The sequence below is a fragment of the Streptomyces sp. ITFR-6 genome, from assembly GCF_031844725.1.
Taxonomy (GTDB): Bacteria; Actinomycetota; Actinomycetes; order Streptomycetales; family Streptomycetaceae; genus Streptomyces.
Map to the genome: position 1 here is coordinate 2,463,847 of NZ_CP134612.1, position 21,866 is coordinate 2,485,712.

Annotated in this window: 21 protein-coding genes; 12 read left to right on the top strand and 9 right to left on the bottom strand. The window is 70.7% G+C overall.

Annotated elements, in window-relative coordinates; all coding sequences use genetic code 11:
- Window positions 1-31 precede the first annotated feature (31 nt).
- Window positions 32-1,018 carry a linear amide C-N hydrolase gene (locus tag RLT59_RS10895; protein ID WP_311303215.1) on the bottom strand — a complete coding sequence of 329 codons (987 nt, stop codon included), beginning with the start codon at window positions 1,016-1,018 and terminating at the stop codon, window positions 32-34.
- 168 nt (window positions 1,019-1,186) lie between these two features.
- Between RLT59_RS10895 and RLT59_RS10900 the strand changes: the two genes are divergently transcribed.
- On the top strand, window positions 1,187-2,182 hold the full coding sequence (locus RLT59_RS10900; protein ID WP_311303216.1) for a S66 peptidase family protein: 996 nt from the start codon (window positions 1,187-1,189) through the stop codon (window positions 2,180-2,182).
- A 117-nt stretch (window positions 2,183-2,299) separates the two neighbouring features.
- Here RLT59_RS10900 and RLT59_RS10905 read toward each other — a convergent pair whose 3' ends face one another.
- On the bottom strand, window positions 2,300-3,172 hold the full coding sequence (locus RLT59_RS10905; protein WP_311303217.1) for an IS3 family transposase: 873 nt from the start codon (window positions 3,170-3,172) through the stop codon (window positions 2,300-2,302).
- Window positions 3,169-3,480: a transposase gene (locus RLT59_RS10910; RefSeq protein WP_311303218.1), complete on the bottom strand. Its 312-nt coding sequence runs from the start codon at window positions 3,478-3,480 to the stop codon at window positions 3,169-3,171. The genes RLT59_RS10905 and RLT59_RS10910 overlap by 4 nt, the downstream gene beginning before the upstream one ends.
- Window positions 3,481-3,689: 209 nt before the next feature.
- On the opposite strand from RLT59_RS10910, the gene RLT59_RS10915 reads away from it, so the two are divergent.
- The gene (locus RLT59_RS10915) at window positions 3,690-4,160 is read left to right on the top strand and encodes a MarR family winged helix-turn-helix transcriptional regulator (RefSeq protein WP_311303219.1); all 471 of its coding nucleotides are present in this window, start codon (window positions 3,690-3,692) and stop codon (window positions 4,158-4,160) included.
- 221 nt (window positions 4,161-4,381) lie between these two features.
- Entirely contained in the window at window positions 4,382-6,970 is a 2,589-nt protein-coding gene (locus tag RLT59_RS10920; RefSeq protein ID WP_311303220.1) for an FUSC family protein, read from the top strand.
- 64 nt (window positions 6,971-7,034) lie between these two features.
- On the opposite strand, the gene RLT59_RS10925 is transcribed toward RLT59_RS10920, so the two are convergent.
- The 4 genes from RLT59_RS10925 to RLT59_RS10940 form a co-directional block, all read right to left on the bottom strand.
- Window positions 7,035-7,223 carry a hypothetical protein gene (locus RLT59_RS10925; protein ID WP_311303221.1) on the bottom strand — a complete coding sequence of 63 codons (189 nt, stop codon included), beginning with the start codon at window positions 7,221-7,223 and terminating at the stop codon, window positions 7,035-7,037.
- A 352-nt stretch (window positions 7,224-7,575) separates the two neighbouring features.
- Window positions 7,576-8,013 (bottom strand): hypothetical protein, encoded by a 438-nt coding sequence (locus RLT59_RS10930; protein WP_311303222.1) that lies wholly within the window; start codon window positions 8,011-8,013, stop codon window positions 7,576-7,578.
- 135 nt (window positions 8,014-8,148) lie between these two features.
- Window positions 8,149-8,523 carry a type II toxin-antitoxin system VapC family toxin gene (locus RLT59_RS10935; protein WP_311303223.1) on the bottom strand — a complete coding sequence of 125 codons (375 nt, stop codon included), beginning with the start codon at window positions 8,521-8,523 and terminating at the stop codon, window positions 8,149-8,151.
- Between the two features lie 268 nt (window positions 8,524-8,791).
- The gene (locus RLT59_RS10940) at window positions 8,792-9,439 is read right to left on the bottom strand and encodes an ATP-binding protein (protein WP_311303224.1); all 648 of its coding nucleotides are present in this window, start codon (window positions 9,437-9,439) and stop codon (window positions 8,792-8,794) included.
- 247 nt (window positions 9,440-9,686) lie between these two features.
- Here RLT59_RS10940 and RLT59_RS10945 point away from each other — a divergent pair, with 247 nt between their 5' ends.
- The 3 genes from RLT59_RS10945 to RLT59_RS10955 are packed head-to-tail and all read left to right on the top strand — an operon-like array spanning window position 9,687 to window position 11,022.
- Window positions 9,687-10,562 (top strand): helix-turn-helix domain-containing protein, encoded by an 876-nt coding sequence (locus RLT59_RS10945; RefSeq protein WP_311303225.1) that lies wholly within the window; start codon window positions 9,687-9,689, stop codon window positions 10,560-10,562.
- A 4-nt stretch (window positions 10,563-10,566) separates the two neighbouring features.
- Window positions 10,567-10,791 carry a DUF397 domain-containing protein gene (locus RLT59_RS10950; protein WP_242436762.1) on the top strand — a complete coding sequence of 75 codons (225 nt, stop codon included), beginning with the start codon at window positions 10,567-10,569 and terminating at the stop codon, window positions 10,789-10,791.
- Between the two features lie 27 nt (window positions 10,792-10,818).
- Window positions 10,819-11,022: a DUF397 domain-containing protein gene (locus RLT59_RS10955; protein ID WP_311303226.1), complete on the top strand. Its 204-nt coding sequence runs from the start codon at window positions 10,819-10,821 to the stop codon at window positions 11,020-11,022.
- A gap of 42 nt (window positions 11,023-11,064) precedes the next feature.
- Here RLT59_RS10955 and glyA read toward each other — a convergent pair whose 3' ends face one another.
- Window positions 11,065-12,351 carry a serine hydroxymethyltransferase gene (gene glyA / locus RLT59_RS10960; protein WP_311303227.1) on the bottom strand — a complete coding sequence of 429 codons (1,287 nt, stop codon included), beginning with the start codon at window positions 12,349-12,351 and terminating at the stop codon, window positions 11,065-11,067.
- 455 nt (window positions 12,352-12,806) lie between these two features.
- Here glyA and RLT59_RS10965 point away from each other — a divergent pair, with 455 nt between their 5' ends.
- Window positions 12,807-14,717: a S53 family peptidase gene (locus RLT59_RS10965; RefSeq protein WP_311307681.1), complete on the top strand. Its 1,911-nt coding sequence runs from the start codon at window positions 12,807-12,809 to the stop codon at window positions 14,715-14,717.
- Window positions 14,718-14,813: 96 nt separating this feature from the next.
- Here the strand turns inward: RLT59_RS10965 and RLT59_RS10970 are convergent, their stop codons facing one another.
- Window positions 14,814-15,842: a non-homologous end joining protein Ku gene (locus RLT59_RS10970; RefSeq protein ID WP_311303228.1), complete on the bottom strand. Its 1,029-nt coding sequence runs from the start codon at window positions 15,840-15,842 to the stop codon at window positions 14,814-14,816.
- Window positions 15,843-15,902: 60 nt separating this feature from the next.
- Between RLT59_RS10970 and ligD the strand changes: the two genes are divergently transcribed.
- The 5 genes from ligD (at window position 15,903) to RLT59_RS10995 (ending at window position 21,791) form a co-directional block, all read left to right on the top strand.
- The gene (ligD, locus tag RLT59_RS10975; protein ID WP_311303229.1) at window positions 15,903-16,799 is read left to right on the top strand and encodes a non-homologous end-joining DNA ligase; all 897 of its coding nucleotides are present in this window, start codon (window positions 15,903-15,905) and stop codon (window positions 16,797-16,799) included.
- Between the two features lie 216 nt (window positions 16,800-17,015).
- The gene (locus RLT59_RS10980; RefSeq protein ID WP_311303230.1) at window positions 17,016-19,154 is read left to right on the top strand and encodes a HEAT repeat domain-containing protein; all 2,139 of its coding nucleotides are present in this window, start codon (window positions 17,016-17,018) and stop codon (window positions 19,152-19,154) included.
- Window positions 19,151-19,492, top strand: coding sequence for a zinc ribbon domain-containing protein (locus tag RLT59_RS10985; RefSeq protein WP_311303231.1), 342 nt, complete (start codon window positions 19,151-19,153; stop codon window positions 19,490-19,492). Before RLT59_RS10980 ends, RLT59_RS10985 begins: the two co-directional genes overlap by 4 nt.
- A 146-nt stretch (window positions 19,493-19,638) precedes the next feature.
- On the top strand, window positions 19,639-20,445 hold the full coding sequence (locus tag RLT59_RS10990) for a hypothetical protein (RefSeq protein WP_311303232.1): 807 nt from the start codon (window positions 19,639-19,641) through the stop codon (window positions 20,443-20,445).
- On the top strand, window positions 20,442-21,791 hold the full coding sequence (locus tag RLT59_RS10995) for a histidine kinase dimerization/phospho-acceptor domain-containing protein (RefSeq protein ID WP_399125200.1): 1,350 nt from the start codon (window positions 20,442-20,444) through the stop codon (window positions 21,789-21,791). Before RLT59_RS10990 ends, RLT59_RS10995 begins: the two co-directional genes overlap by 4 nt.
- Window positions 21,792-21,866 lie beyond the last annotated feature (75 nt).

Consider the following 21,866-nt stretch of genomic DNA (forward strand, 5'->3'; position numbering starts at 1 on the left):
TGAGGGACCCGGGCCTGCCTGAGAGCCGGTCCTACCGCGCCGGCAGGAAGGACATCGGCGGTGCCTGGGTGAAGCTGCCGGTGACATCTCCGACGAGTCCGCCTTCGAGGCCGGTGTCGCCGGCCAGATCGAGCTTCAGCGCGGGCGCACCGTCCGAGAGATCGAGTCCGGACATACGGACCCAGACGATGTTGGGCCGTGACGTCGACTCGTAGACGTAGATGCCGTTGGTCAGGTCCACGAGGGTGCGCCAAATGGTCTGCGAGGCGTAGGGCTTGTCGGGGTCGGCCACGCGGAAGGGCTGAGCGGCGTTACGCATCACGCTCAGCAGTGACGCGACGGCCTCGGTGGTGCTACCGGGCTGCGGGAGCCTGGACAGGTAGTACGCCGCGCGTGCAAAGCGGTCCGAGGGGTCGGTCCCGCCCGGCAGCGGCTCAGCTCCGCCCAAGCCCTCGACTGTGCGCAGGCGAGCGAGCTGCTCCTCGAACGGAGGCGAGTTGGTGACCACCGTGTAGGCCCGGTCATGGTGCACCCGAGGCGTCCCGTCCAGGTACTCGACGACCGCCGAGTCACCCGTCCGGTCGTCCAGCGCCATGTGCAGGGTCACCGGTTTCCCGCTCGACGGGTCGGTCTGCGCGACGACTTGCAGCTGGGAGCTCTCGATCCAGGCGACCGCGTCGGCGACGGTCGCGAAGTTGTCGAGTACGTACTGCATCCAGACCGCCACACTCAACGCCGGCCGGCTCTCGTCCCGCTCGCCGTAGTCGGACTCCGGGAGGAACAGCTGATGCGCCGCGAGACCGGCTTCGTTCACCCCGTCGACGGTCATCAGGTCATGTGCGGCGGCGACCACACTGCCGTATGCGGAGGCCCAGGTCAGCGTCCCGTCGAGGCCGTCCTCACGGGCCATGCCACGTGGAAACGCCCAGAGGTTCGTCGCCATCTCCTCCATCCAGTCCATGTTGCGCCCGACAAGAACCGCCCCGGCGGCGTCGGCCCAGAGTGCTCGCGTACACATACGTTCTCGCTTTCCGCCCGTCAGAGATCCGAACTGGCCCGTAGTGGGCAGGAGCCATGATCGTCTCTCGTGCGAAGCCGGGCACGGCGACACACTCATGCAGGGCCCACCGGTCGGTTGATCGAAAATTGGGTCGCAGGGTGCCGAGGGCGTCTGGATACTGCCTCGGTGACCACTACTACGCAGTCCCAACCGCTTCGGCCTCGCGCCCTGAAGCCCGGAGACCTCGTCGTGATCGCGTCGCTCTCCGGGCCGCTGCACGCACAGTACGAACCCGACCTGGAGGAGGCCGTGGTCGTACTGGAGCGGATGAGGTTCCGGGTACGGCGGGCACCACTGCTCGAAGCGGGGCGGCGCCATTGGTGGAGTGCGGCGACACCGGCGGAGATCGTCGGGGAATTCAACGCTCTTCTGCGTGATCCCGAGGTACGCGCCATCATCGCCCATGACGGCGGCCAGACGGCTTTCGGCTACCTCGACCTGATCGATGTCGAGGCGATCAGCTCTGACCCCAAGCCGATCCTCGGCTACAGCGACATCTCGCTGCTGCATCTGGTGCTCTACGCACAGACGGGGCTGGTGGGGTTCCACGCCGACCTGGCCACACCCGGACTCGGCGGACACTGGCAGACCGCGCCCGCCGCACGCAGGGCGGAACTCGAAAAGCTCTACGCGAAGCTGCTGACCAGCACGGATCCGATCGGCCCACTGCCGCCCGGCCCGTCCTGGGAGTGCTGGAGCACCGGTCGCACCGAAGGCCGCCTTATCGGCGGGGTCCTCAACCGCATCGCACTGAACCAGGCGACGCGGTACGCGCTGCCGCTCGAACGGTTCGACGGAGCGGTGCTGTTCTGGGAGGAGTTGGGCGGCCTCGCCTCACACGTGTGGAGCTACCTCCAGGTCCTGCGGCACGCCGGCATCCTCGACCGTATCTCCGGCATGGTCGTGGGCATCCCGACCGCGATCGGGGGGCTCGACTCGCCCGACGGGTCCCCGACCCTGCAAGAGCTGGTCCTCGACGCCCTCGGCGACCGCGACATCCCGATCCTGGGCAACGTCGAGTTCGGCCACGCCGGCCCGAACCTCCCGATGCCCGTCGGCACCCGCGCCGCCCTCGACGCACGGCAGCGGACCTTGTCACTGCTCGAACCGCCGGTCCGTTGACGGGATCGCAGCGGGCAACCAGGGGCGCGGTGTATCAGGCCGCTTGTGGGCCATCGCACGAAAGATACTTTCGAGGTCTGAGCTTGTTCCGCTTTGACGGACACCATTGGTATGTGGTCAGGCTGCGAGTGCGGTCTCGTACTCGGCGGGACTGAGGTAGCCGAGGCTGCTGTGCAGTCGGTGCAAGTTGTACCAGCCCTCGATGAAATCGAAGATCGCGGTGCGGGCGGTGGCCCGGCTGGGCCAGGCGGAGGTGCCGAGCAGTTCCCGTTTGATGGTCGAGAAGAACGACTCCGCGAGCGCGTCGTCCCAGCACTGACCGGTGCGGCCGACCGACAGCCGGACCCCGAACTGGGCTGCCAGGGAGGCGAATTGCTGACTGGTGTATTGACAGCCGCGGTCCGAGTGGAAGATCACGGAACCGGTGGGGCGACGCTGCCGGCAGACGGCTGTCAGCGCCTCGGCAACAAGATCGGTTCGCAGGTGATCGGCGGTTGCCCAGCCGACCACGCGCCGGGAGGCGATGTCGATGACCGTGGCCAGATAGAGCCAGCCCTCATCGGTCGGGATGTAGGTGATGTCGCCGCACCAGCGGGTGTCGAGCCCGGTGCGGCCGGGCTGGAAGCCCCGGACGATGAGGTCGGGACGCAAGGCAGCCTTGGGATCGGGGACCGTGGTCACGTACCGTCGGCGGCGGTGCCGGCCCTGCAGCCCGGCGGACCGCATCAGTCGTGCGACACGACGACGGCCGCACCCGGCGCCCTCGCGCTTGAGCACGGCGTGCACGCGCGGGGCCCCGTAGGTTCCGCGCGATCTCGCATGGACTGCGGTGATCTGCTCGGTCAGCTCAGCATCCCGCACCGCCCGGGGGCCGGGCAGGCCGGAGCGGCGGGCACAGAAGGCGGTTCGGGAGACCTTCATCAGCTCACACGCCCGTTTGACGCTGTGACCTGCACGCTTCTCCGCCTCGATGAACGGGTGCACCGTCACCGGGTCTCCTTCGCGAAGAAAGCTGTGGCCCGCTTGAGGACGTCGACATCCTCGCGCAGCCGGCGGTTCTCCCGCCGCAACGCGGCCAGCTCCCCGCGCTCACTGCTGGTCAGCCCGTTGCGCTCGCCCCCGTCGGCCTCGGCCTGCTTCACCCAGTCCCGCACCGCGGTCTCGGTCAATTCGAAGTCCTTGGCCACTTGACCGACCGAGCGGTCACCCCGTCGGCACAGACCGACGATCTCGGCCTTGAACTCCGGCGTGAACGAACGACGAGGGCGGCGAGGCTTCTTCTTCCCCATGCTCTCCATGATGGACATCCTCCCGGGGCTGAACCCCTGATCTCGGATGTCCGTCAAAGCGGATCAAGCCCAGCATCGCCCTGCCCCTTCTGACCAGGCACTCCCCTCGGACGCGCGGGAGCGAGTAGGAGGTCCGGCACCGGGCAGGTCCGGACGAGGCCGGGCATTTTGCCCGCGCATGGTTCCGGCACGCCTCTTGACATATATATAATTGCCATATGCATCAATCGTCATCCGCCTCGGGGCTCACCGACGAGCAGCGCATCGAGAGCGCTGCCCGGGGCCTCCTCAGAGGCATCGGACGACTGGCGCAGACACTCTTCCGTACGGGCGAATTCGGGCTCACCCGCAGCCAGGCGGCCGTACTGGACGCGCTGGAGAACCGCCCCCTCCGGGTGACCGCACTCGCGGCGTACACGGGCATGGCGCAACCGCGCGTGACCGTGGTCCTGCAGAGCCTCGAAGAACGCGGCCTGGCCTCGCGCGAACGCCGCGCGAAGGACCGGCGTGTCGTCGAAGCGGCTCTGACACCGGGCGGCCGGACCCTGCTCGAAGAAGGGCGCCGACGGATGGCCGCGGCGCTCCTGAGAGGACTCGACGCCGGTGTCGAGGACTCCGAACGCGCTGTGGGCGCCGCCCGTGACGCCCTCACCACCTTGCTGAACGCGATGGAATCGGAGACCAGTTGATCAGCCCAGGCACCGCGCCGTCGGACACGGCATCGGCCCCAGCAGCGCCCGCACCACCCACCGGCACACCCACTCCCACCCCTATCTCCACCCCGGGGACGGCTGTGCCGCGCGCCGTCGCGCCGCGTCGGGTGGGCGGGCCCCGGCGGCGCTGGGACTGGGTGCTGGCGGCAGATCCCGGCCTGGGCCAACTGCAGTCGGCATGGCGCACTTTGGTCGCCATGGTGACCTCCCTCGCGGTCGGCTACGGGATGGCGAGGGCCCTCGACATCCCGGCCATGATCGGCATGATGATCGGCGGGATGATGGGCCTGATGAGCGCCTTCGCCGTGGCCGAGAACACCTGGCAGCGGCTCACCCGCGCCATCCTGTGGATGCCGTTCCCCTACGCCGCGGTCCTGTGGCTGGCCGCCGAGCTGCACGACGACCGCCGCCTGGAGATCGGGCTGATGGTCGGTGCGCTGGCACTGACGTTCTTCCTCGCCCGATTCGGTCAGCTGTACCTGCTCACGGGCATGATGCTCTTCAACGGCCTGATGGTCGGCATGGTGGCGAACATCCCCGCGGGGATGTCGGGCAAGGCGTTGCTCGTCGCCCTGGTGTCCGCCGCAGCGGTGCTCGTGACCCGGCTGCTGCTGTGCTATCCGATGCCGCGCGAGGATCTGCTGCGCACCCAGCGCGCCTTCGTCGTGGAAGCCCGCCGAGTCGCGGACGCGGCGATCGAGGCGCTGGACCCCGATGCAGACCAGGAACGTGCCGTACGCCGCATGACGCGCGCACTGCGCCGTCTCAACGTCACCACCGTCACCATCGACGGACGGCTCGCCCAGCCGGAGGTCGCGGCCGACCCCGACATGGCCGAGCTTCTCCACCGCCACCTCTTCGACGCGGAACTCGCCCTGCGGGGGATAGGCCGGGCCGTCCAGGACCTGACCGGGCTCGCGGTGCCTTCACACCTGCGCGAGGCACTGGTGGTCGGACTCGTCGTCGCGCGGGACACTCCCCTCGGCAGTGCCCAGGGGCTGCGCCCCGCGGCCGAGATCATCCGCCAGCAGGCCGATGCCGCTCTGAACGGCCCCGATGCCGGAATCCGCCGGGCGGAGGCCGTGGAACCCGCGTACCGCGTGGCCCAACTGCTGGACTCCCTGGCCGGTTCGCTCTCCCACTGGCTCGCGCTGGGCTGGAGCTCCCCGCAGTCACCGGCGAAGGTCCCCTTCCAGCCGACCGTCGCCCTGGAACGCGACCGTCCCGTCGGATCCGCCGCGGCGACGCAGCGTGTGCTCGCGGCAGGGACGGAGACGAGCTGGCGACGGGCGGTCCCCTTCGTCCGTGCACCGCTGCATGCGGGGGTCGCCGCCGCTGTCGTCTGCCCGATCACCGACGCCATAGACCCGCAGCGTTTCTACTGGGGTCTGGTCGGCGTGATGATCACCCTCTTCGGTACGAACACGACCCACGAGCGGCTGCGCAAATTCGGCCACCGCATGACGGGCACCGTGATCGGCGCGGTGATCGGTATCGCTCTTCTCCACCTGGTGGGCCACGGTCACGTCTACGTGATGCTCACGATCATCGTCGCGGGGATCACGCTCGGCGCCTGGGGAATGCAGCGTGCCTACGCGCTCTGGGTCGTGGGCCTGGTCGTCGCACTCGTGCAGCTGTACGGGCTGACGACGCCCGACGCCGGGATGGACCACCTGCTCGGCGAACGGCTGCTGGACAACGGTCTCGGCATACTGATCGCGACCCTGTGCGCGGCACTGATCTTCCCGCTGTCCGGCCGCAGGATCACACGGGAGGCGGAGCGCGGTTACGTGTCCGCCGTGGACGACCTCGTCTCGCAGCTGGCCCTGCGCTGGGAGGACCCCGAGGCCCCCGTCCGGCTGCGCGGAGCGGCCCGCGCGCTCGACTCCGCGCTGTTCCAGGTCGTGAGCCTGGTCCGGCCGCTGGTCCGGATGCCGCTCGGGGTGCGCGGGCGCGACGCGGACAATCGCACCGCCCTGCTCACCACGGCGACCGGCCACGCCCGCGCCCTCGCGTCAGCGGCCGACATCGACATCGACCTGACGCCCCGGCAGGCCGAACGGTTCACCCGCGTCATCACGGTCCTGACCGGCTCGCTGCGGGACCTGGACCACGCGCTGGCCACCGGCGAGCCCGAGGAATCCTGGCAGCGGGTCAGCCCGCTGGTAAGGGAGTTGAAGGCGGAGCTGCACACGGCACCGTCCGGCCCCCGCGCCGAGCGCGTCCAAACGGCCCTGCGGGAGCTGGCCGCGCTCGACGATTCGCTCGCCGGGTACGCGGAACGCTGCGGGCTCACCGTGCGCAGCGCTTCGCCGCAGGGCATCGTGAGTTCGCCTATGGAACGGCGCACGCAGGCACTCGTGGCGGAGTGGGGCACCCGGCGGGCGCCCAGGAACGCTGCCGCCTCCGAAGGCTCCGCCACCGTCACGGCAACCGCCGGTCCGGTGACGGGGACGGCCTCGCCGGAACGCGTCCTGCCGGTTCGTCCGGCTTCCTCGGCCACGCCTTCCGGCGGAGCCGCCGTCGCCGTCACCGTCGCCGTCGCCGGGAGCATCCGGTGCGACCGGCACCCGGCGGGCTGCACGGGATGGATCACGGTGATCAACGGGCGCGGGAAACGGGTCGCGGCGGGGTCCGTGCAGTCGGGCCGGTACCGCGTCGACGGGCTGCGGCCGGGCCCGCACACACTCATCGTGTCGGCATCCGCCCACGCCCCGCACGCGGAGCTCCTGTCCGTGCCGAGTGCGGGCGGGGCCGGCCGGATCGGCCACGACATGCGGCTCTAGTCGGGCAACGTAAGAACCGCAGGGCTCCAGACCGGCACCGTCGCTCCTCCTTCGGGAGGGTTGGTCAGTCGGCCTCCCTCAGACAGCTCAGGGCTTGACGGAAGTCATCGAGTGCGGGCCCGAACTCGTGGGTGGCGGTGTGGAAGGTCGATCGGTCGATCAGGTTCCTGGCCAATGTCCGTCTTCCCTCTGCCGGGTCGTGCCGGGCCAGTCGGCGGGCCAGGCTCACTCCGTCGTCGAACAGGGAGTGCACTTCCTTCGCGAACCGAGGAGTGCGGCTCTCCCAGTAGAACCAGGGCCTCTTGCCGCGCGATAGCCGCCTGTTCGCCCCGGCCGTAGGCGTCGAGCATCTGTGCGTACCCAATGAGCGAGTAGAGGTGGCCGGCCTTCGGCCCGCGGTCGTCCGTGGCTTCGGCCGCTTCCATGCGGACGAGTGTCTCGAATGCGGCGAGTGCCTCACGGGACCGGCCGGCGTCGTGGAGAGCAGCGATCCACTCAAGGAGGGACCAGGCGAGAGCCCCGCTACGGGGCCCGCCGGGCAGCATCGCCGCGACCAACTCGGTCATGGCGTCGGCGGCCTCGGCATACCGGCCTTCCTCGGAGAGTTAGGCAGCCCATTCACCCAGCCCTTTGACCACGGGGTCTCCGGACAGCTCGGCAGGCGCACGGCCCATGGCGAGCATCTCGGCGCGCAGGGCGAGCCCTTCGGTGTGCCGGCCCACCCTGTACAGCTCTCTCTGGAACCTATCGAGAGCCTGGTACAGAACATCCGCACGGCCGGGTTCGGCCGGATCGATGGACCGCGCCACGGCCACCGCCTCCTCGCACAGCGCCAGACAGGACGCATGCCTCTTGCCGGAGCGGCCGTCGTAGCTCAGATGTTGCAGCGCGGAGGCCAGGAGCGGTAGGTACGAGACGGGGCTGACGTGAGCGAGCACCCGGTAGGCGTCGACCTTCTCGCTCGGCGTGCGGTGCCCCGACGCGAGGAGCACATTGCGGGCTCGCACGATGTCGTCCTGATCGACTTTCCGCAGCTGATTCATGGTGGAGATTCTGGGCGACCCTGCGAGGGTCCAACAAGGCTGTTCACCTGTGCCGTTGCTCCTACGAATCTGCCCTCTGACCTGTCATGATGGGTGTGACACCACTTATGTGTGCGCCTTCGGCCCGCGCACCGGTCAGACCACCATGACCTGTACGTCGTACTGCGGAATCCACGGGCTCCGGGTGACCAGCGCCAGCCCTTCGGCCTGTGCCTGGGCGATCAGCATCCGGTCGAAGGCATCGGTGTGCACCATCGGCAGCCGGCCTGCCCGTACACCGTGCGCGGCCGTGATCGGCAGGTCCCTGAACTGGAGATCCCGCACCTGCTCTGCCAGGTCTCCGGGGCCCTCGAAGCTGCCGAGGAACTGTTTGACGGTGATCTCCCAGGCGGACACCGCGCTGACGTCCACGACGGGTTCGGTCTCCAGGAGTTCCTTGTACGACGTGGACAGCTGCGGCGCGTCGGCAATCCACCACAGGGCCACGCGCGTATCGAGAAGTAGTCGCATCAGCGCATCCCCAGGGCTTCCGTCACCGATGCACGCGCATGGTCGAAGTCCTCAGGGATGCGGAGACGACCCCGAAGCGAGCCCCGGCTGGGTCGCCGCATCTGTGGCTGTGGCTGTGGCTGTTGGGGATGCGCCCTCGCTACCGGCCGTCCCGCCCTGCTGATCACGATCACCCGGCCGTCGACCACCTGCGTCAGCGTGCCGGTGAATCGCGGTGCGCGGTCACGCACTTGGCCTCGGTCTCGGGTCCACCTCTTCCAGAGCGCCCTCACGACTGGACCACCGGGGCCGCCTCGGCTGCCGGCGTCGTTCGTACGGTCAGCGGCTCGGCGGCGGGCAGACGCAGCGCCGGGCCTCCGTCATCCAGGACGACGACGACCGCCGGCTCTCCCGAAGCGAACCACTCGCTCCGGACCGCGCGGACCGTGTGCCAGGCGCCCCACGCGCGTACGCACTGGCCGGGCCGGACGGATACCGCCGCGATCCGGGTCTCCGCTGCGGTGAAGTCGGTTGCCGGTGCCAGCAGTTCCGCCCACACCGTCTTGCCGATTCCGGGCCGTCGGTCGTCCACGCCCCATCGCTGAGCCAACGCTTCGACGAGCAGGAGCCCGCGCCCGCCCTTGTCCAGCTCGCCGGGCTGCCGCACCTCCGGCCTGCCCTCCCCCGCGTCGCTCACCTCCAGCCGCAGGAACTCGCCCCTCTCCCGGCACTCGATGCGTACGCCCACCAGGCGGTCACCGGGGGCGGGCACGCGCACCGCGTTGGTCACCAGCTCGGAGAGAACCAACTCACCGTCCTCCGCCGATGCCCGGCCCGCCCGCCACTCCCCGAGCTTGGCCCGTAGCGCCGCCCGCGCCCGGGGAACGCTGCCGTGGCAACGAGGCAGCCTGAACTTCGCTTCGTTCGGTTCGCTCATCTCCGTACCCGCCGTCCGTCACTCGTCGCGCGCATCCCGCGCAGCCCATCGAAAGTGACCACTCTCGGAATTCCCCTGAATGCGGAACGTCACGGAAGCTAAACTGGCCACTCTGCCACACATCGTCAAGTCGCCTGCCTGGCAATTGACAACGCAGATAGAAATTGATCAATCCCGCCCCGATCAAGTTCGTGTATTGCCGCCAACTGACCGGCCCTCTACGCCCTCTGAGCTTCAGGGAGAAGTCATGTCCGACAGCAGCAGCACCTTGCTCATGTCCCGAGTCACATTCGGGCGCGCCCTGCGGCGCCTCCGCAAGGAGGCCGACCAGCTGACCCTCGCGGAGGTCGCCACGGCTCTCGCCTGCGATCTCTCCTTGGTCAGCCGGATCGAGAACGGCAAGCGCGTGTGCTCCAAGGCCCACTTCGCCCAGCTCATGGACATCTACGAAGTGCCAGCCGCCCAGCGCGACGAGCTTGCCGAACTGCACGCGGCCACGCGCGAGCGGCGCCCACCGTGGTGGTCCACGTACAGCGACGTGATCAGCGCGCAGTACGAACGGTTCCTCGGATTCGAGGCGGCGGCGTCGACCGTTCATGAGTTTCAAGTCGGCATTCTGCCGGGCCTGTTGCAGACGGAGGCGTACGCGCAGGCGGTGACCGGTGTGGGGTTCACCTCGCTCGGACCGGATCAGATCGAAGCACTCGTCGAGGTACGCGGCCTGCGACAGCGGCACTGCCTGCTTGAGGCCGCCACGCCTCTGGAGTGCCGATATGTCATCACGCAGGCCGCGTTGGACTTCCAAGTGGGCGGCGAGCGCACGCACAGGGAGCAGCTGGACCACCTGCTGGAGATCTCAGCCCATGCGAGCGTGGAACTCCGCGTCGTTCCCTACGCGAAGGGCGAAGAAGCAGCTCAGATCGGCGCGTTCAGAATCCTGCAGTTCGCGGACGAGGACGTGCCCGACGTCGCCTTCGGCGAGTCGGTCGCTGGTAGTTTGACGATGGACGATCCCCGAGACCTGCGGCGCCTGCACCGCCTCTTCCGCAGTCTCACGGACGCGGCACTCTCCCCGGACGAGAGCCGCGACATCATCGCACTCACCAGACACAAGGATGACTGAACTCATGGAGAAGGCAGACCTCTACTCGATCGATGCCTCCGCGCTGTCCTGGCAGAAGAGCAGCTTCACGGCCAACAACGGCGAATGCTTCGAGCTGGCCCCCCTGCCCGGCGGTGGCGTGGCCGTCCGCGACTCGAAGAACCCGTCCGGCCCGCACCTCTGCTTCACCCCCGGCGAGTGGCGCGCCTTCAAGTCGGGCATGACAGCAGGGGACTTCGACAACCTGTAGGCGAGGAACACTCACCTGAGGGGCGATATGAGCAGCGCACACCGCAGCACGCCGGACCTCTCGGGCGCGAGGTGGCGCACCAGCACGTACAGCGGGGGCCAGGGTGAGTGCGTCGAGGTGGGACACAACGTCCCCCACCTCGTCCCCGTCCGCGCCAGCAAGCGCCCCACCGGCCCCGTGATCGCCTTCGGCGCCGATGCCTGGCACACGTTCATCGGCGTGCTGGGCTGAGCCTGCCCACACCCGGGGTACGGGCAGGCTCCCGGCGCCGACTCAGGACACCGGCAGCCCCGGTGCCGGGTAGCCGTCCATCAGCGCCTTCACCTCGGAGCGGACCTCCGACACCGTGGACTCGTCGCCCCTGCCAGCGGCCTCCACCACGCGGGTGATCCACTCCGCGACCGTGGCCATCTCCGAGGCGGGGATGCCCCGTGACGTCAGGGCCGGGGTGCCGATGCGGATGCCCGAGGGGTCGAAGGGCTTGCGGGTGTCGTAGGGGACGCTGTTGTGGTTGACGACGATGCCCGCGCGGTCCAGGGCCTTGGCCGCCACCTTGCCGGGGACGTCCTTCGCCGTGAGGTCGATCAGCAGCAGGTGGTTGTCCGTGCCGCCGGAAACGAGGTCGAAGCCTCGGGCCGCCAGTTCCTCGCCGAGGGTGCGGGCGTTGGCCACCACGTCGCGGGCGTAGCTGCGGAAGTCGGGCGTGGCGGCTTCGCGGAGGGCCACGCCGATCGCCGCTGTGGTCTGGTTGTGCGGGCCGCCCTGGAGGCCCGGGAAGACGGCGCGGTCGATGGCGCGGGCGTGTTCGGCCCGGCTCAGCAGCATGGCGCCGCGCGGGCCGCGCAGGGTCTTGTGGGTGGTGGTCGAGACGACGTCCACGTGCGGGGCGGGCGAGGGGTGGGCGCCGCCCGCGATCAGGCCCGCGATGTGGGCGATGTCCGCCACCAGGACCGCGCCCACCTCCCGGGCGATGGAGGCGAAGCCGGCGAAGTCGATCTCGCGTGGCACCGCCGTGCCGCCGCAGAAGATCAGCTTGGGGCGCTCCGCGAGGGCCAGGTCACGGACCTCGTCCAGGTCGACCCGGCCGGTGTCGCGCCGCACCCCGTACTGGACACCGTTGAACCAGGTGCCGGTGGCGGAGACGCCCCAGCCGTGGGTGAGGTGGCCGCCCATGGGGAGCGACATGCCGAGCACGGTGTCGCCGGGCTCGATGAAGGCCAGGTAGACGGCGAGGTTGGCCGGGGAGCCGGAGTAGGGCTGGACGTTGGCGTGGTCCATGCCGAAGAGCCCTTTCGCCCGTTCGGCGGTGAGCGTCTCGACCTGGTCGATGACCTGCTGGCCCTCGTAGTACCGCTTGCCGGGGTAGCCCTCCGAGTACTTGTTCTGGAGCACGGTGCCGGATGCTTCGAGGACGGCCGCTGATACGTAGTTCTCACTGGGGATCAGCCGGAGGGTGTCGGCCTGGAGCCGTTCCTCGGCGGCGACCAGCGCGGCGAGTTCCGGATCGGCTGCCGCCAGGGCGGGGTGGCGGAGGTCTGCGGGTACGGATGGTGCGGTCACGGGATCCTCCCGGGTCGGCCGCGTGCTGCGGCGTGGACCCGGATGCCCAGGCGGACGGCTCTCCGGCGATGACGCCCCGGGCGGGCCCGGGGGGTGCCGCTCCCCTGTGGTCGATTCCACTGAGCACCCCGGCAGGGGCACGCGCCAGTCGCGGCGTCTCGTACCTTACTGGGCGCCGACGCCATTCGTCCGGATCAGGCTGAGCTCACCTGCCCCGGAGGCATCCGGCGACACCGGGCGGGATCCGTGGATCTCCGACGATTCGGTGCGAACCACCCCCACCGGAAAGGCCCTTGGCTGATTCTTGGTCATTACATGCCCCGTACATGAAGCGTTCCTCGCCAGAGTGGCGCATTACATGTGCACATCATTCGGCACATGCTCCGCACGCGAGACCCACATCGCAGGGGGTTACTTTGAGAATCAGCCGCGCCGGACGACGCGCCGGGCTGAGCATGGCGGCGACACTGCCACTGCTCGCCGGTGCGCTCGCCCTCGGGATACCCAACGCAGCCGCAGACTCCGCGCCGAGCGGCCGGGATGCGCTCCAGGGCACCAAGCCGGCCTGGGCCACCGCCACGGCCGACCGGGGCGCCACGGCCGACAGCGGGAAGGTCGCCGTCCGGGTCCACCTCGCCGGGCGGGACGCGAAGGGGCTGGCCGCCTACGCGGCCGCCGTCTCCGACCCGCGGTCGCCGTCGTACGGGAAGTACCTGAGCGCCGCACAGGCGCAGGCACGGTTCGGGGCGACCCAGGGCCAGATCGACCGGGTCAGCCAGTGGCTGAAGTCGAGCGGGCTGACCGTCACCGGCGCCAACCAGCACTACGTGTCGGCAACCGGCGAAGTCGCCCGGACCGAGAGGGCGTTCAGCACCCAGCTGCGCAACTACCGCAAGGGCGCCCACACCTACCGCGCCCCGGCCTCCACCGCCTCGGTGCCGTCCGCGCTGAGCGATGACGTGCTCGCCGTATCGGGCCTGGACAACGCGCCGCGCAAGTCCAGCCACGACGAGGTGCTCCCGCCGCCGGACGCGGTGTTCCGCAACTCCGGCCCGGCGTCCTCGTACTACGGTTCCAAGACCGCCTCCAGCCTGCCGAGCGCCTACGGGTCCAAGGTGCCGTACGCGGTCAAGGGGTACACCGGCAAGCAGTTGCGCGCCGCGTACGGGGCCGGGAGCTACACCGGCAAGGGCGTGACCGTCGCCATCACCGACGCGTACGCCTCCCCCACCATCGCGAAGGACGCCGCCGAGTACGCCAAGCGCAACGGCGACGCGCGGTACAAGCACGGGCAGTTCAGCCAGGTGCTGCCGGACGACTACACGAAGACCGAGGAGTGCGGGGCCTCCGGCTGGTACGGCGAGGAGACCCTCGACGTCGAGGCCGTGCACGCCGTCGCACCCGCCGCGAACATCGTGTACGTGGGCGGGGCCTCCTGCTACGACGACGATCTGCTGGACTCGCTCACCAAGGTCGTCGACCACCGGCTCGCGGACATCGTCTCCAACTCGTGGGGCGACGTCGAGGCCAACCAGACCCCCGACCTGGCGCTCGCGTACGACCAGGTGTTCCAGATGGGCGCGATCGAGGGCATCGGCTTCTACTTCTCCTCCGGCGACAACGGCGACAACGTCGCCTCCACCGGTACGAAGCAGATCGACGTCCCCTCGAACTCCGCCTGGGTGACCTCGGTCGGCGGTACGTCGCTGGCCGTCGGCAAGCACGACACGTACAAGTGGGAGACCGGCTGGGGGACCACGAACGCTCCCCTGGCGGCCGACGGCAAGAGCTGGACCGGTTTCCCCGGCGCCTACACCTCGGGCGCGGGCGGCGGCACCAGCTCGACCGTGAAGCAGCCGTTCTACCAGCGCGGCATCGTGCCGGACTCGCTGGCGAAGGCCAACGGGAAGACCCGGATGCGCACCGCCCCGGACGTCGCGGCCGTGGCTGACCCGAACACCGGCTTCCTGGTCGGCCAGACCCAGACGATGCCTGACGGCTCGCTGGGCTACGACGAGTACCGGATCGGCGGGACGTCGCTGGCGGCGCCGGTCATCGCCGGTGTCCAGGCCCTCGCGCAGCAGGCGCAGCGCGGCCGGTCCCTCGGCTTCGCCAACCCGGCGATCTACGCCCGCTACCACTCGAAGGCGTACCACGACGTGACGGACCACCCGCTGGGCAAGGGCCACGACCTGGCCGTCGCCCGGGTGGACTTCGCCAACGGGTACGACGCGGCCGACGGCCTGCTGACCTCGGTGCGGAGCCTCGGCAAGGACGCCTCGCTGTCGGCGGTGCGCGGCTACGACGACGTGACGGGTGTCGGCACTCCGGCCCCCGGATACGTGAGCTCGTACCGCAGGTACTGAGCCCACAATCCCCTGACGCGGGACCGGACGGCCGTCCCGGGGCACCAAGCCCCGTGGCGGCCGTCCGGCCATGCCCGGGGCGGGCGAAAGCCGTGGTCAGGCCGAGGTGCGTTTGCGCGGGGTGCTCTTCGTACTGGTCCGCTTCTTCGCCGTGCTCTTCTTGGCCGCGCTATTCCTGGCCGTGGTCTTCTTGGCCGTGGACTTCTTCGCCGTGGTCCTCTTTGTTGCCGTCTTCTTCTCTGCCGGCTTACTCGCCGTCGAGGAGCCGGAACCGCCTGTCTTGCCGCCCTTCGCACCCTTGTGGTCGGCCATCGAGGTGACCTTCGCGACCGGCGCGTCCTCGCCGCCCGCGCGGGCCTCCTTCGCCGCCCGGACGCTGCTCTCCAGCGCCGCGACCAGGTCGATCACCTTGCCGCCGGTGTCCTCGGGCTCCGCCCGCCGCGGCACCTCGCCAGCCGCCTTGGCCGCGACGAGCTCCTCGACCGCCTCCCGGTAGTCGTCGTGCAGCGAGTCCATGTCGACCTCGCCCAGCGTGGCCATCAAGGCGTCGGCCAGGTCGAGTTCGGCGTCCCGCACCTTCACACCGGACTCCGGCGCGACATCCTGTGCGGTCCGGATCTCGTCCGGCCAGAGCAGGCCGTGCATCGCGATCACGTCGTCGACGACCCGCAGCATCCCGAGGCGCTCGCGGCCGCGCAGGGCGTACTTGGCGACGGCGACCTTCCGGCTCCGCTTCAGCGCCTCACGCAGCAGGGTGTACGGCTTGGCCGCCGGGACCCCGTTGGCGGAGAGGTAGTAGGCCGTGTCCATCTGGAGCGGGTCGATCGCACCGGCCGGTACGAAAGCGACGATCTCGATCGTCTTGGCCGTCGGCAGCGGCAGCGAACCGAGATCCTCGTCGGTGATCGGGATCACCGAGCCGTCGGCGTCCTCGTAGCCCTTGCCGATCTCGGCGGACGTCACCTCTTCCCCGTCCAGCTCGCACACCTTGCGGTAGCGGACCCGGCCGCCGTCGGTGACGTGGATCTGGCGGAAGGAGACCGAGTGGTTCTCGGTGGCGTTGATCAGCTTGACCGGGATGCTGACCAGCCCGAAGGAGATGGCGCCATTCCATATGGACCTCACCGGTCACCCCTTAGAACCTATATAAGCCTATTGATACGTTTTGCGTGTGATCCTTATCCTATGTCGCCTATCACCGAGGTGGAGGGGCGGCGCCTGACGCTCAGCAATCTGGACAAGGTGCTGTATCCGGCCACCGGCACCACCAAGGGCGAGGTGCTGCACTACTACGCAGCCACGGCCGCCGAGGCGCTGCTGGCGCATCTGCGGGAGCGGCCCGTGTCCTTCCTGCGCTATCCGGACGGGCCGGACGGGCAGCGGTTCTTCACCAAGAACCCGCCTCCCGGTACGCCGTCCTGGGTACGGACCGCGCCGGTGCCGCACCACGACAACGAAGGGGCCAGGCAGATCGTGGTGGCGGATCTGGCCTCGCTGATGTGGGCGGCCAATCTGGTGGTGGAGTTCCACACGCCGCAGTGGCGGGCCGGTACGCCGGGGGTGGCCGACCGGCTGGTGTTCGACCTGGATCCCGGAACGCCCGCGAGCGTCGTGGAGTGCTGCGAGGTCGCCCTCTGGCTGCGGGAGCGGCTGGCCGAGGACGGTCTTGAAGCGTACGGGAAGACCTCGGGCTCCAAGGGCCTGCACCTGCTCGTACCGCTGGAGCCCACGCCTTCGGACCAGGTGTCGGCGTACGCGAAGGGGCTGGCCGTCCGGGCGGAACTGGACCTTCCCGAGCTGGCCGTGCACCGGATGAAGCGGGCGCTGCGGCCGGGGAAGGTGTTCGTCGATTTCAGCCAGAACGCCGCGGCGAAGACGACCGCCACCCCGTACACCCTGCGCGCGCGGGCCGAGCCCACCGTCTCCGCGCCGGTCACCTGGGCGGAGATCGAGGCGTGCCGCAGCCCCGGCGAGCTGGTCTTCCTGGCCGGTGACATGGCGGAACGGCTGGCTCGGTACGGGGATCTGCTCGGTCCGCTCAACGAGCCGGGCCGGGGTCGTCCGGTCCCGGACACCGCTTAAGGGCTGTCCCGTAATCCCTGGCGGGCGCGTCCGCGGCCCCGGGCATACCGCATCGTTGCCATTGTTGTCATGTCCAAAGGTAAAAGGCCGCATGTGGCGGGTGGATTGTCCGAGCGGTGGTGCAGACTCTGCGCAGACACTGCTTCGTGGAGACGGCCTCACCCGCGACGCCGCCGGCATCGCGGGCGAGGCCGTAAGTCGTGGGGAGGCGATGACGTGTTCGCGGGGATCGACGAGGTCGACTGGGCCTCGATGGAGCATGCCTACGGGCCTGCCGATGATGTGCCCGGCCTGCTCCAGGGCCTCGCGTCCGCCGACCCGGCGGAGCGCGAGGGAGCGCTGGACGGCATGTACGGGGCCGTGCACCACCAGGGTGACGTCTACGCGTGCACCCTCGCCTGTATCCCCTTCCTCTTCGAGCTGGTCGTGGACCCGGCGGTACCGGACCGCGGCGGCATCGTCGAGCTGCTCACCAGCATCGGCGGCATCGACCTCGACGAGGACGACGAGGACGAGATCGACGAGGACGAGATCGAGGGCGCGGCGAACTACGCCATGGCGGCGGCGGCCGTCACCGCCGGGGCCGGGGTGTTCTTCGCGCTGATGGCCGACGACGACCCGGGGGTGCGGGTCTCCGCCCCGCTGGCCCTGGCCACCCTGCACGGGAACCCCGCGCTGGTCCTGCCGCTGCTGCGGGAGCGTCTCGCGGTGGAGCGGGACGAGGAGGTGCGGCTCGCGCTGGTCGAGGCGGCCGGGCGGGTCGCGCTGCGTCACCGTCCGCTGACCGACCAGATCGCGGACTGGCTGAGCCGGCTCGCCGCGGAGGCCTACCCGCCGGGGCTGCGGCTGGCGGCCCTGGCCCAGCTGGCGCGCTGCGCACCGCAGGCGCTGCCGGGCGATGTGGTGCAGGTGGTGGCGGGCCTGCTGCGGCAGCTGCGGTCCTCCTCGGCCGCCGGGGACCCGGAGCCGGGGTGCAGGCCCGCAGAGGCGCACAGCGAGCCGGAGCCGGCCGGGGCGGAAGAGCGGGCCGCTCCGGTGACGCTGGTGGGGCAGTTGCGCGCGATGCCCGCCGAGGAGGGCGCGGGGCGCACCGCGCCCTGGACGGCCGATCTGCTGCGGACCCTGCATGTCGGGCTCGACGACCGGGTCGCGGAGCGGACGGCCCTGCTGACCGATCAGCTGTGCAGCCCCGACCGCTGGCAGCGCATCGACGCGGTCCGGATGAGCAGCGGGCTGATCCGGGCCTGGCGCGGTTCCTACGCGGAGCTGGTGCGGCTGGTCGGCGAGCAGCTCGGTGCGGCCGAACCGAGGCTGGCCGAGGCCGCCTCGCACGTGCTGGAGGAGCTGTTCGGCCTGGCCGCACCGGCCGCCGACGCGCTGGCGGCCCGGGTCGCGGCGGATCCGGGCGCGTGGGTGAAGGAGTGGGCGGGCGGGCCGCCGGGGCTCGGCAGCCCGGTGAAGGCGCTGTCCCGGCTGGGCGATGCCCGTGCCGTGCCCGCGCTGGCCGCCGCCCTGGAGCGGCCGGAGGTGCCGCACGACGTGGGGTTCGCCATCGGTTATCTGGGCCCGGCGGCCCGTCCGCTGGCCGGTGCGCTGCGACGCAGGCTGGGTGAGGTGGGGCTCGACGAGGGGGCGTACGACCGGGCGAGCCCGCTGCTGGCCGGGCTGACCGCGCTGCGGGCGGGCGAGGCGGCTCCGGAGGTGCTGCGGGTGCTGCGCGGGGCGCCGGAGTACCGGGGCGAGTGGCTGCGTACGGCGGCGCTGCGGGCGCTCGGCTCGTTCGGGCCGGCGGCGTCCTGCGCGGTGCCGGAGCTGCGGGCGCTGATCCGGCGGCCCGGCACCTCGGCGGCGACGGAGGCTGCAGAGGCGCTCTGGGCGGTCGACGGGGACGCCGCTGCCGTGCTGCCCGTCCTGATCGAGGGGCTCCAGGCGGATCACGCGCACGAGCGGCGGGCGGCGGCGAGCGCGCTGGGCAGGCTCGGCCCGCTCGCGGAGGTGACGGCGCCCCGGCTGCGGGCGCTGCTCGGGCACGAGGAGCTGTGGCTGCGGGTGGACGCGGCGATCGCTCTGTGGGAGGTTTCCGGGCGGGCCCGGGAGTCCGTTCCGGTACTCCTGGCCGCCTGGGAACAGAACCGCCATGTCAGGGTTCGGGTGGCCGGATGCCTGGCGCGGATGGGGGCCGCTGATGCAGGCTCTGACGCGGCACACGTGCTGCGCGCCGAGCTCGCCTCCGTACGCCGTCACAACGCGATGGACGGCGGCTACGGCAGCCATGACACATACGAGGACGAGAAGCTGCTGGCGCTCTGCCGCCGGGCGCTCATGGGCAATACGGGGAAGGGACCCACAACATGATCATTTTCGGTACGCGAGGCTATCTCTACCAACTGGCCGTGATGACGATGGTCTGCGGCTGGTGCGGGAATCCGTCCGCGCACACCCTGCGCAAGCGGGTCACGAAGTTCACGCTGTTCTTCGTGCCGCTGTTCCCGTTCTCGACGAAGTTCGCCACGCAGTGCACGTTCTGCGGCGGTGAGCAGCGGATACCCAAGGAGCAGGCCGAGCAGCTGATGGCCCAGCACGTGGCGTCGCAGGACGGCAACCCGTTCGGGCAGGCGCAGGGGCAGGGCCAGCCGGGCTTCGCACCGGGAGCGCCGGGCCAGGGCCAGGGGCAGAACCCGTACCAGCACTGAGGTGACTGAGGTATCAGGGGCATCAGCACTGAAGTATCAGCACTAAATACGCATAAGAGACTTCCCCCCGAATAAGGTCTGTGGAGCCGGGGTCGTGCGCGAGCGCGTGCCCACCGGCTCCACAGACCTCGGGAACGGAGAAAGCCATGCGTGCGCAGCACCGGGCGGCGGCGCTGCTGGCCGGCGCCGCCCTGCTGGCCGGGTGCGGCACCGGCGGCGGGCTGAAGAGCACCGGCCCGGTTCCGGCCGCCATCGGCCCGGCCCGCCTCTGGCCGGAGCTGCCGCCCGCCTCCGCCGCTCCGTACGACTACGGCGAGGGCGAGACCGCGCACATCCCCGGCATCACCGTCCCGGGCGGCGATGTGCACCGGCTGGACCCGGTGGCGGTGGTGCAGGCGGGTCTGAAAGCGCACCCCGACCGGGCCAGCGGTACGGACGAACTCCCGGCGGCGGCGGTCCGCCGGATCAACGCCTGCCGGACCGAGCCGGACGACTGCCCGGTGCTCGCGCCGTACTACCGCGATCTGACGGGCGACGGCAGGGACGAGCTGGTCCTCGCCGTCAAGCTGGCGGACCGCCAGCTGTCCGTGCGGGTCTACATGCCGGAGCGGAGCGGGCTGACCCGGATCATGTCCACCTCGGACGCGGTGATCAGCGTGGAGCTGGCGGGCCGGGACCTGATCATGCGGGCGCCTTCGGCCATCACCGGGTACGAGTACCGCACGGCCTGGTCCTGGGACAGCAGGCAGCGCGCCATGCTGCCCACCCAGGACGGGATCCTGCGCATGACGCCGAGGCCGGAGCCCGGCCGGAGCCACCCGCGGCCCCGGCGCCCCACCGAACGGCCCGGCGAGCTGCCCTCCGCCGCGCCGACGGCGGCGCCTCCCTCCGCGCGGCGGACCGCCGTACCCAGCGCGGCGCCCTCGGCGGCCGTCTCCGCGGAGCGCCGGTGAGCCGGCGGGCCGCAGCCGGGCGGCACGGGCTGCGGATGCCCGCCTGGACCGCGACGCTGACCTGGAAGTCCGCCGTCTTCATCACCGTGATGTGCTGCGTGCTCGCGGCCCTGCTGGGAGTGCTGGTGCACACCGCGGTCACCCGCCAGACAGTGGGCCACGCCCGCGAGAAGGCGCTGGCCCGGCTGACGGACGTGACCGCCGCCTACGAGGCGGGCGAGGCGCTCCCGCCGCGTTCCGGCATCGATCCGCCGGGGCTGCCCGCGTCGCTGCACGAGCTGGCGGTGGACGGGGAGCGCGGCACCATGGTCGCGGAGCACCTCGGCCACCCGACGATGTGGGCCGCCGCCCCGGCCGACGGCCACGCGCTGGCGACCCGGATCGACTACAGCCAGAGCGCCCGCACGATCAACGGCCTGGACGGGGCGATCATCGGCTCCTCGCTGCTGGCGATCGGCGCGACGCTGCTGGCCGGCGGGTTCGCCGTCACCCGGGTGACCCGGCGGCTGCACCAGACCGCGCGGGTGGCCCGCCGGATCGGGGCCGGCGACCTCGACGCCCGCGTCAACGACCCCCGGACGGCCGACCCCTCGCGGCGCCAGGACGAGGTGGCGATCGTCGCCGGGGCGCTGGACACCATGGCCTCAGCGCTCCAGCGCAAGCTGCTGGCCGAGCAGCGCTTCACCGCCGATGTCGCGCACGAGCTGCGCACCCCGCTGACCGGCCTGTCGGCCGCCGCCGAACTGCTGCCGCCCGGCCGCCCCTCCGAGCTGGTCCAGGACCGGGTCCGGACGATGCGCGCCCTCACCGAGGACCTGCTGGAGATCTCCCGGCTCGACACCCGTACCGAGCAGGTCGACCTGGACGTGTACGAACTGGCGCCGCTCGTCGAGCGGGTGGTGTCCGCCTCCGGCACCGGTACGGAGGTCGGGGTCGTCGGGGACGGGCCGCCGGTGCGCGTCGAGACGGACCGGCGGCGGCTGGAGCGGGTGCTCGGCAATCTGATCGGCAACGCGCACCGGCACGGCCGCCCGCCGGTCGTGCTGACGGTCGACGGGCCGGTGGTGACGGTGCGCGATCACGGCGGGGGCTTCCCGGACTATCTGACGGAGGGCGGCCCGCAGCGCTTCCGTACCGAGGGCGGCAGCAAGGGGCACGGCCTCGGGCTGACCATCGCCGCCGGGCAGGCCGGGGTGATGGGCGCCCGGCTGGTCTTCGAGAACGCGGCGGACGGCGGGGCGGTCGCACGGCTGACGCTGCCGGAGTACGTACCCCGCGAGGACGAGGACGAGGACGGGAACGAGGACGGGAAGGGCGGGAAGAAGCCGCCCGGACCACGGTCCTGACGGTCCGCCACCCGGGCCCCACGAACCTCAGTACTATGACATAAGCGAAATAACCCCCGCCTCTTGCTACGTTGC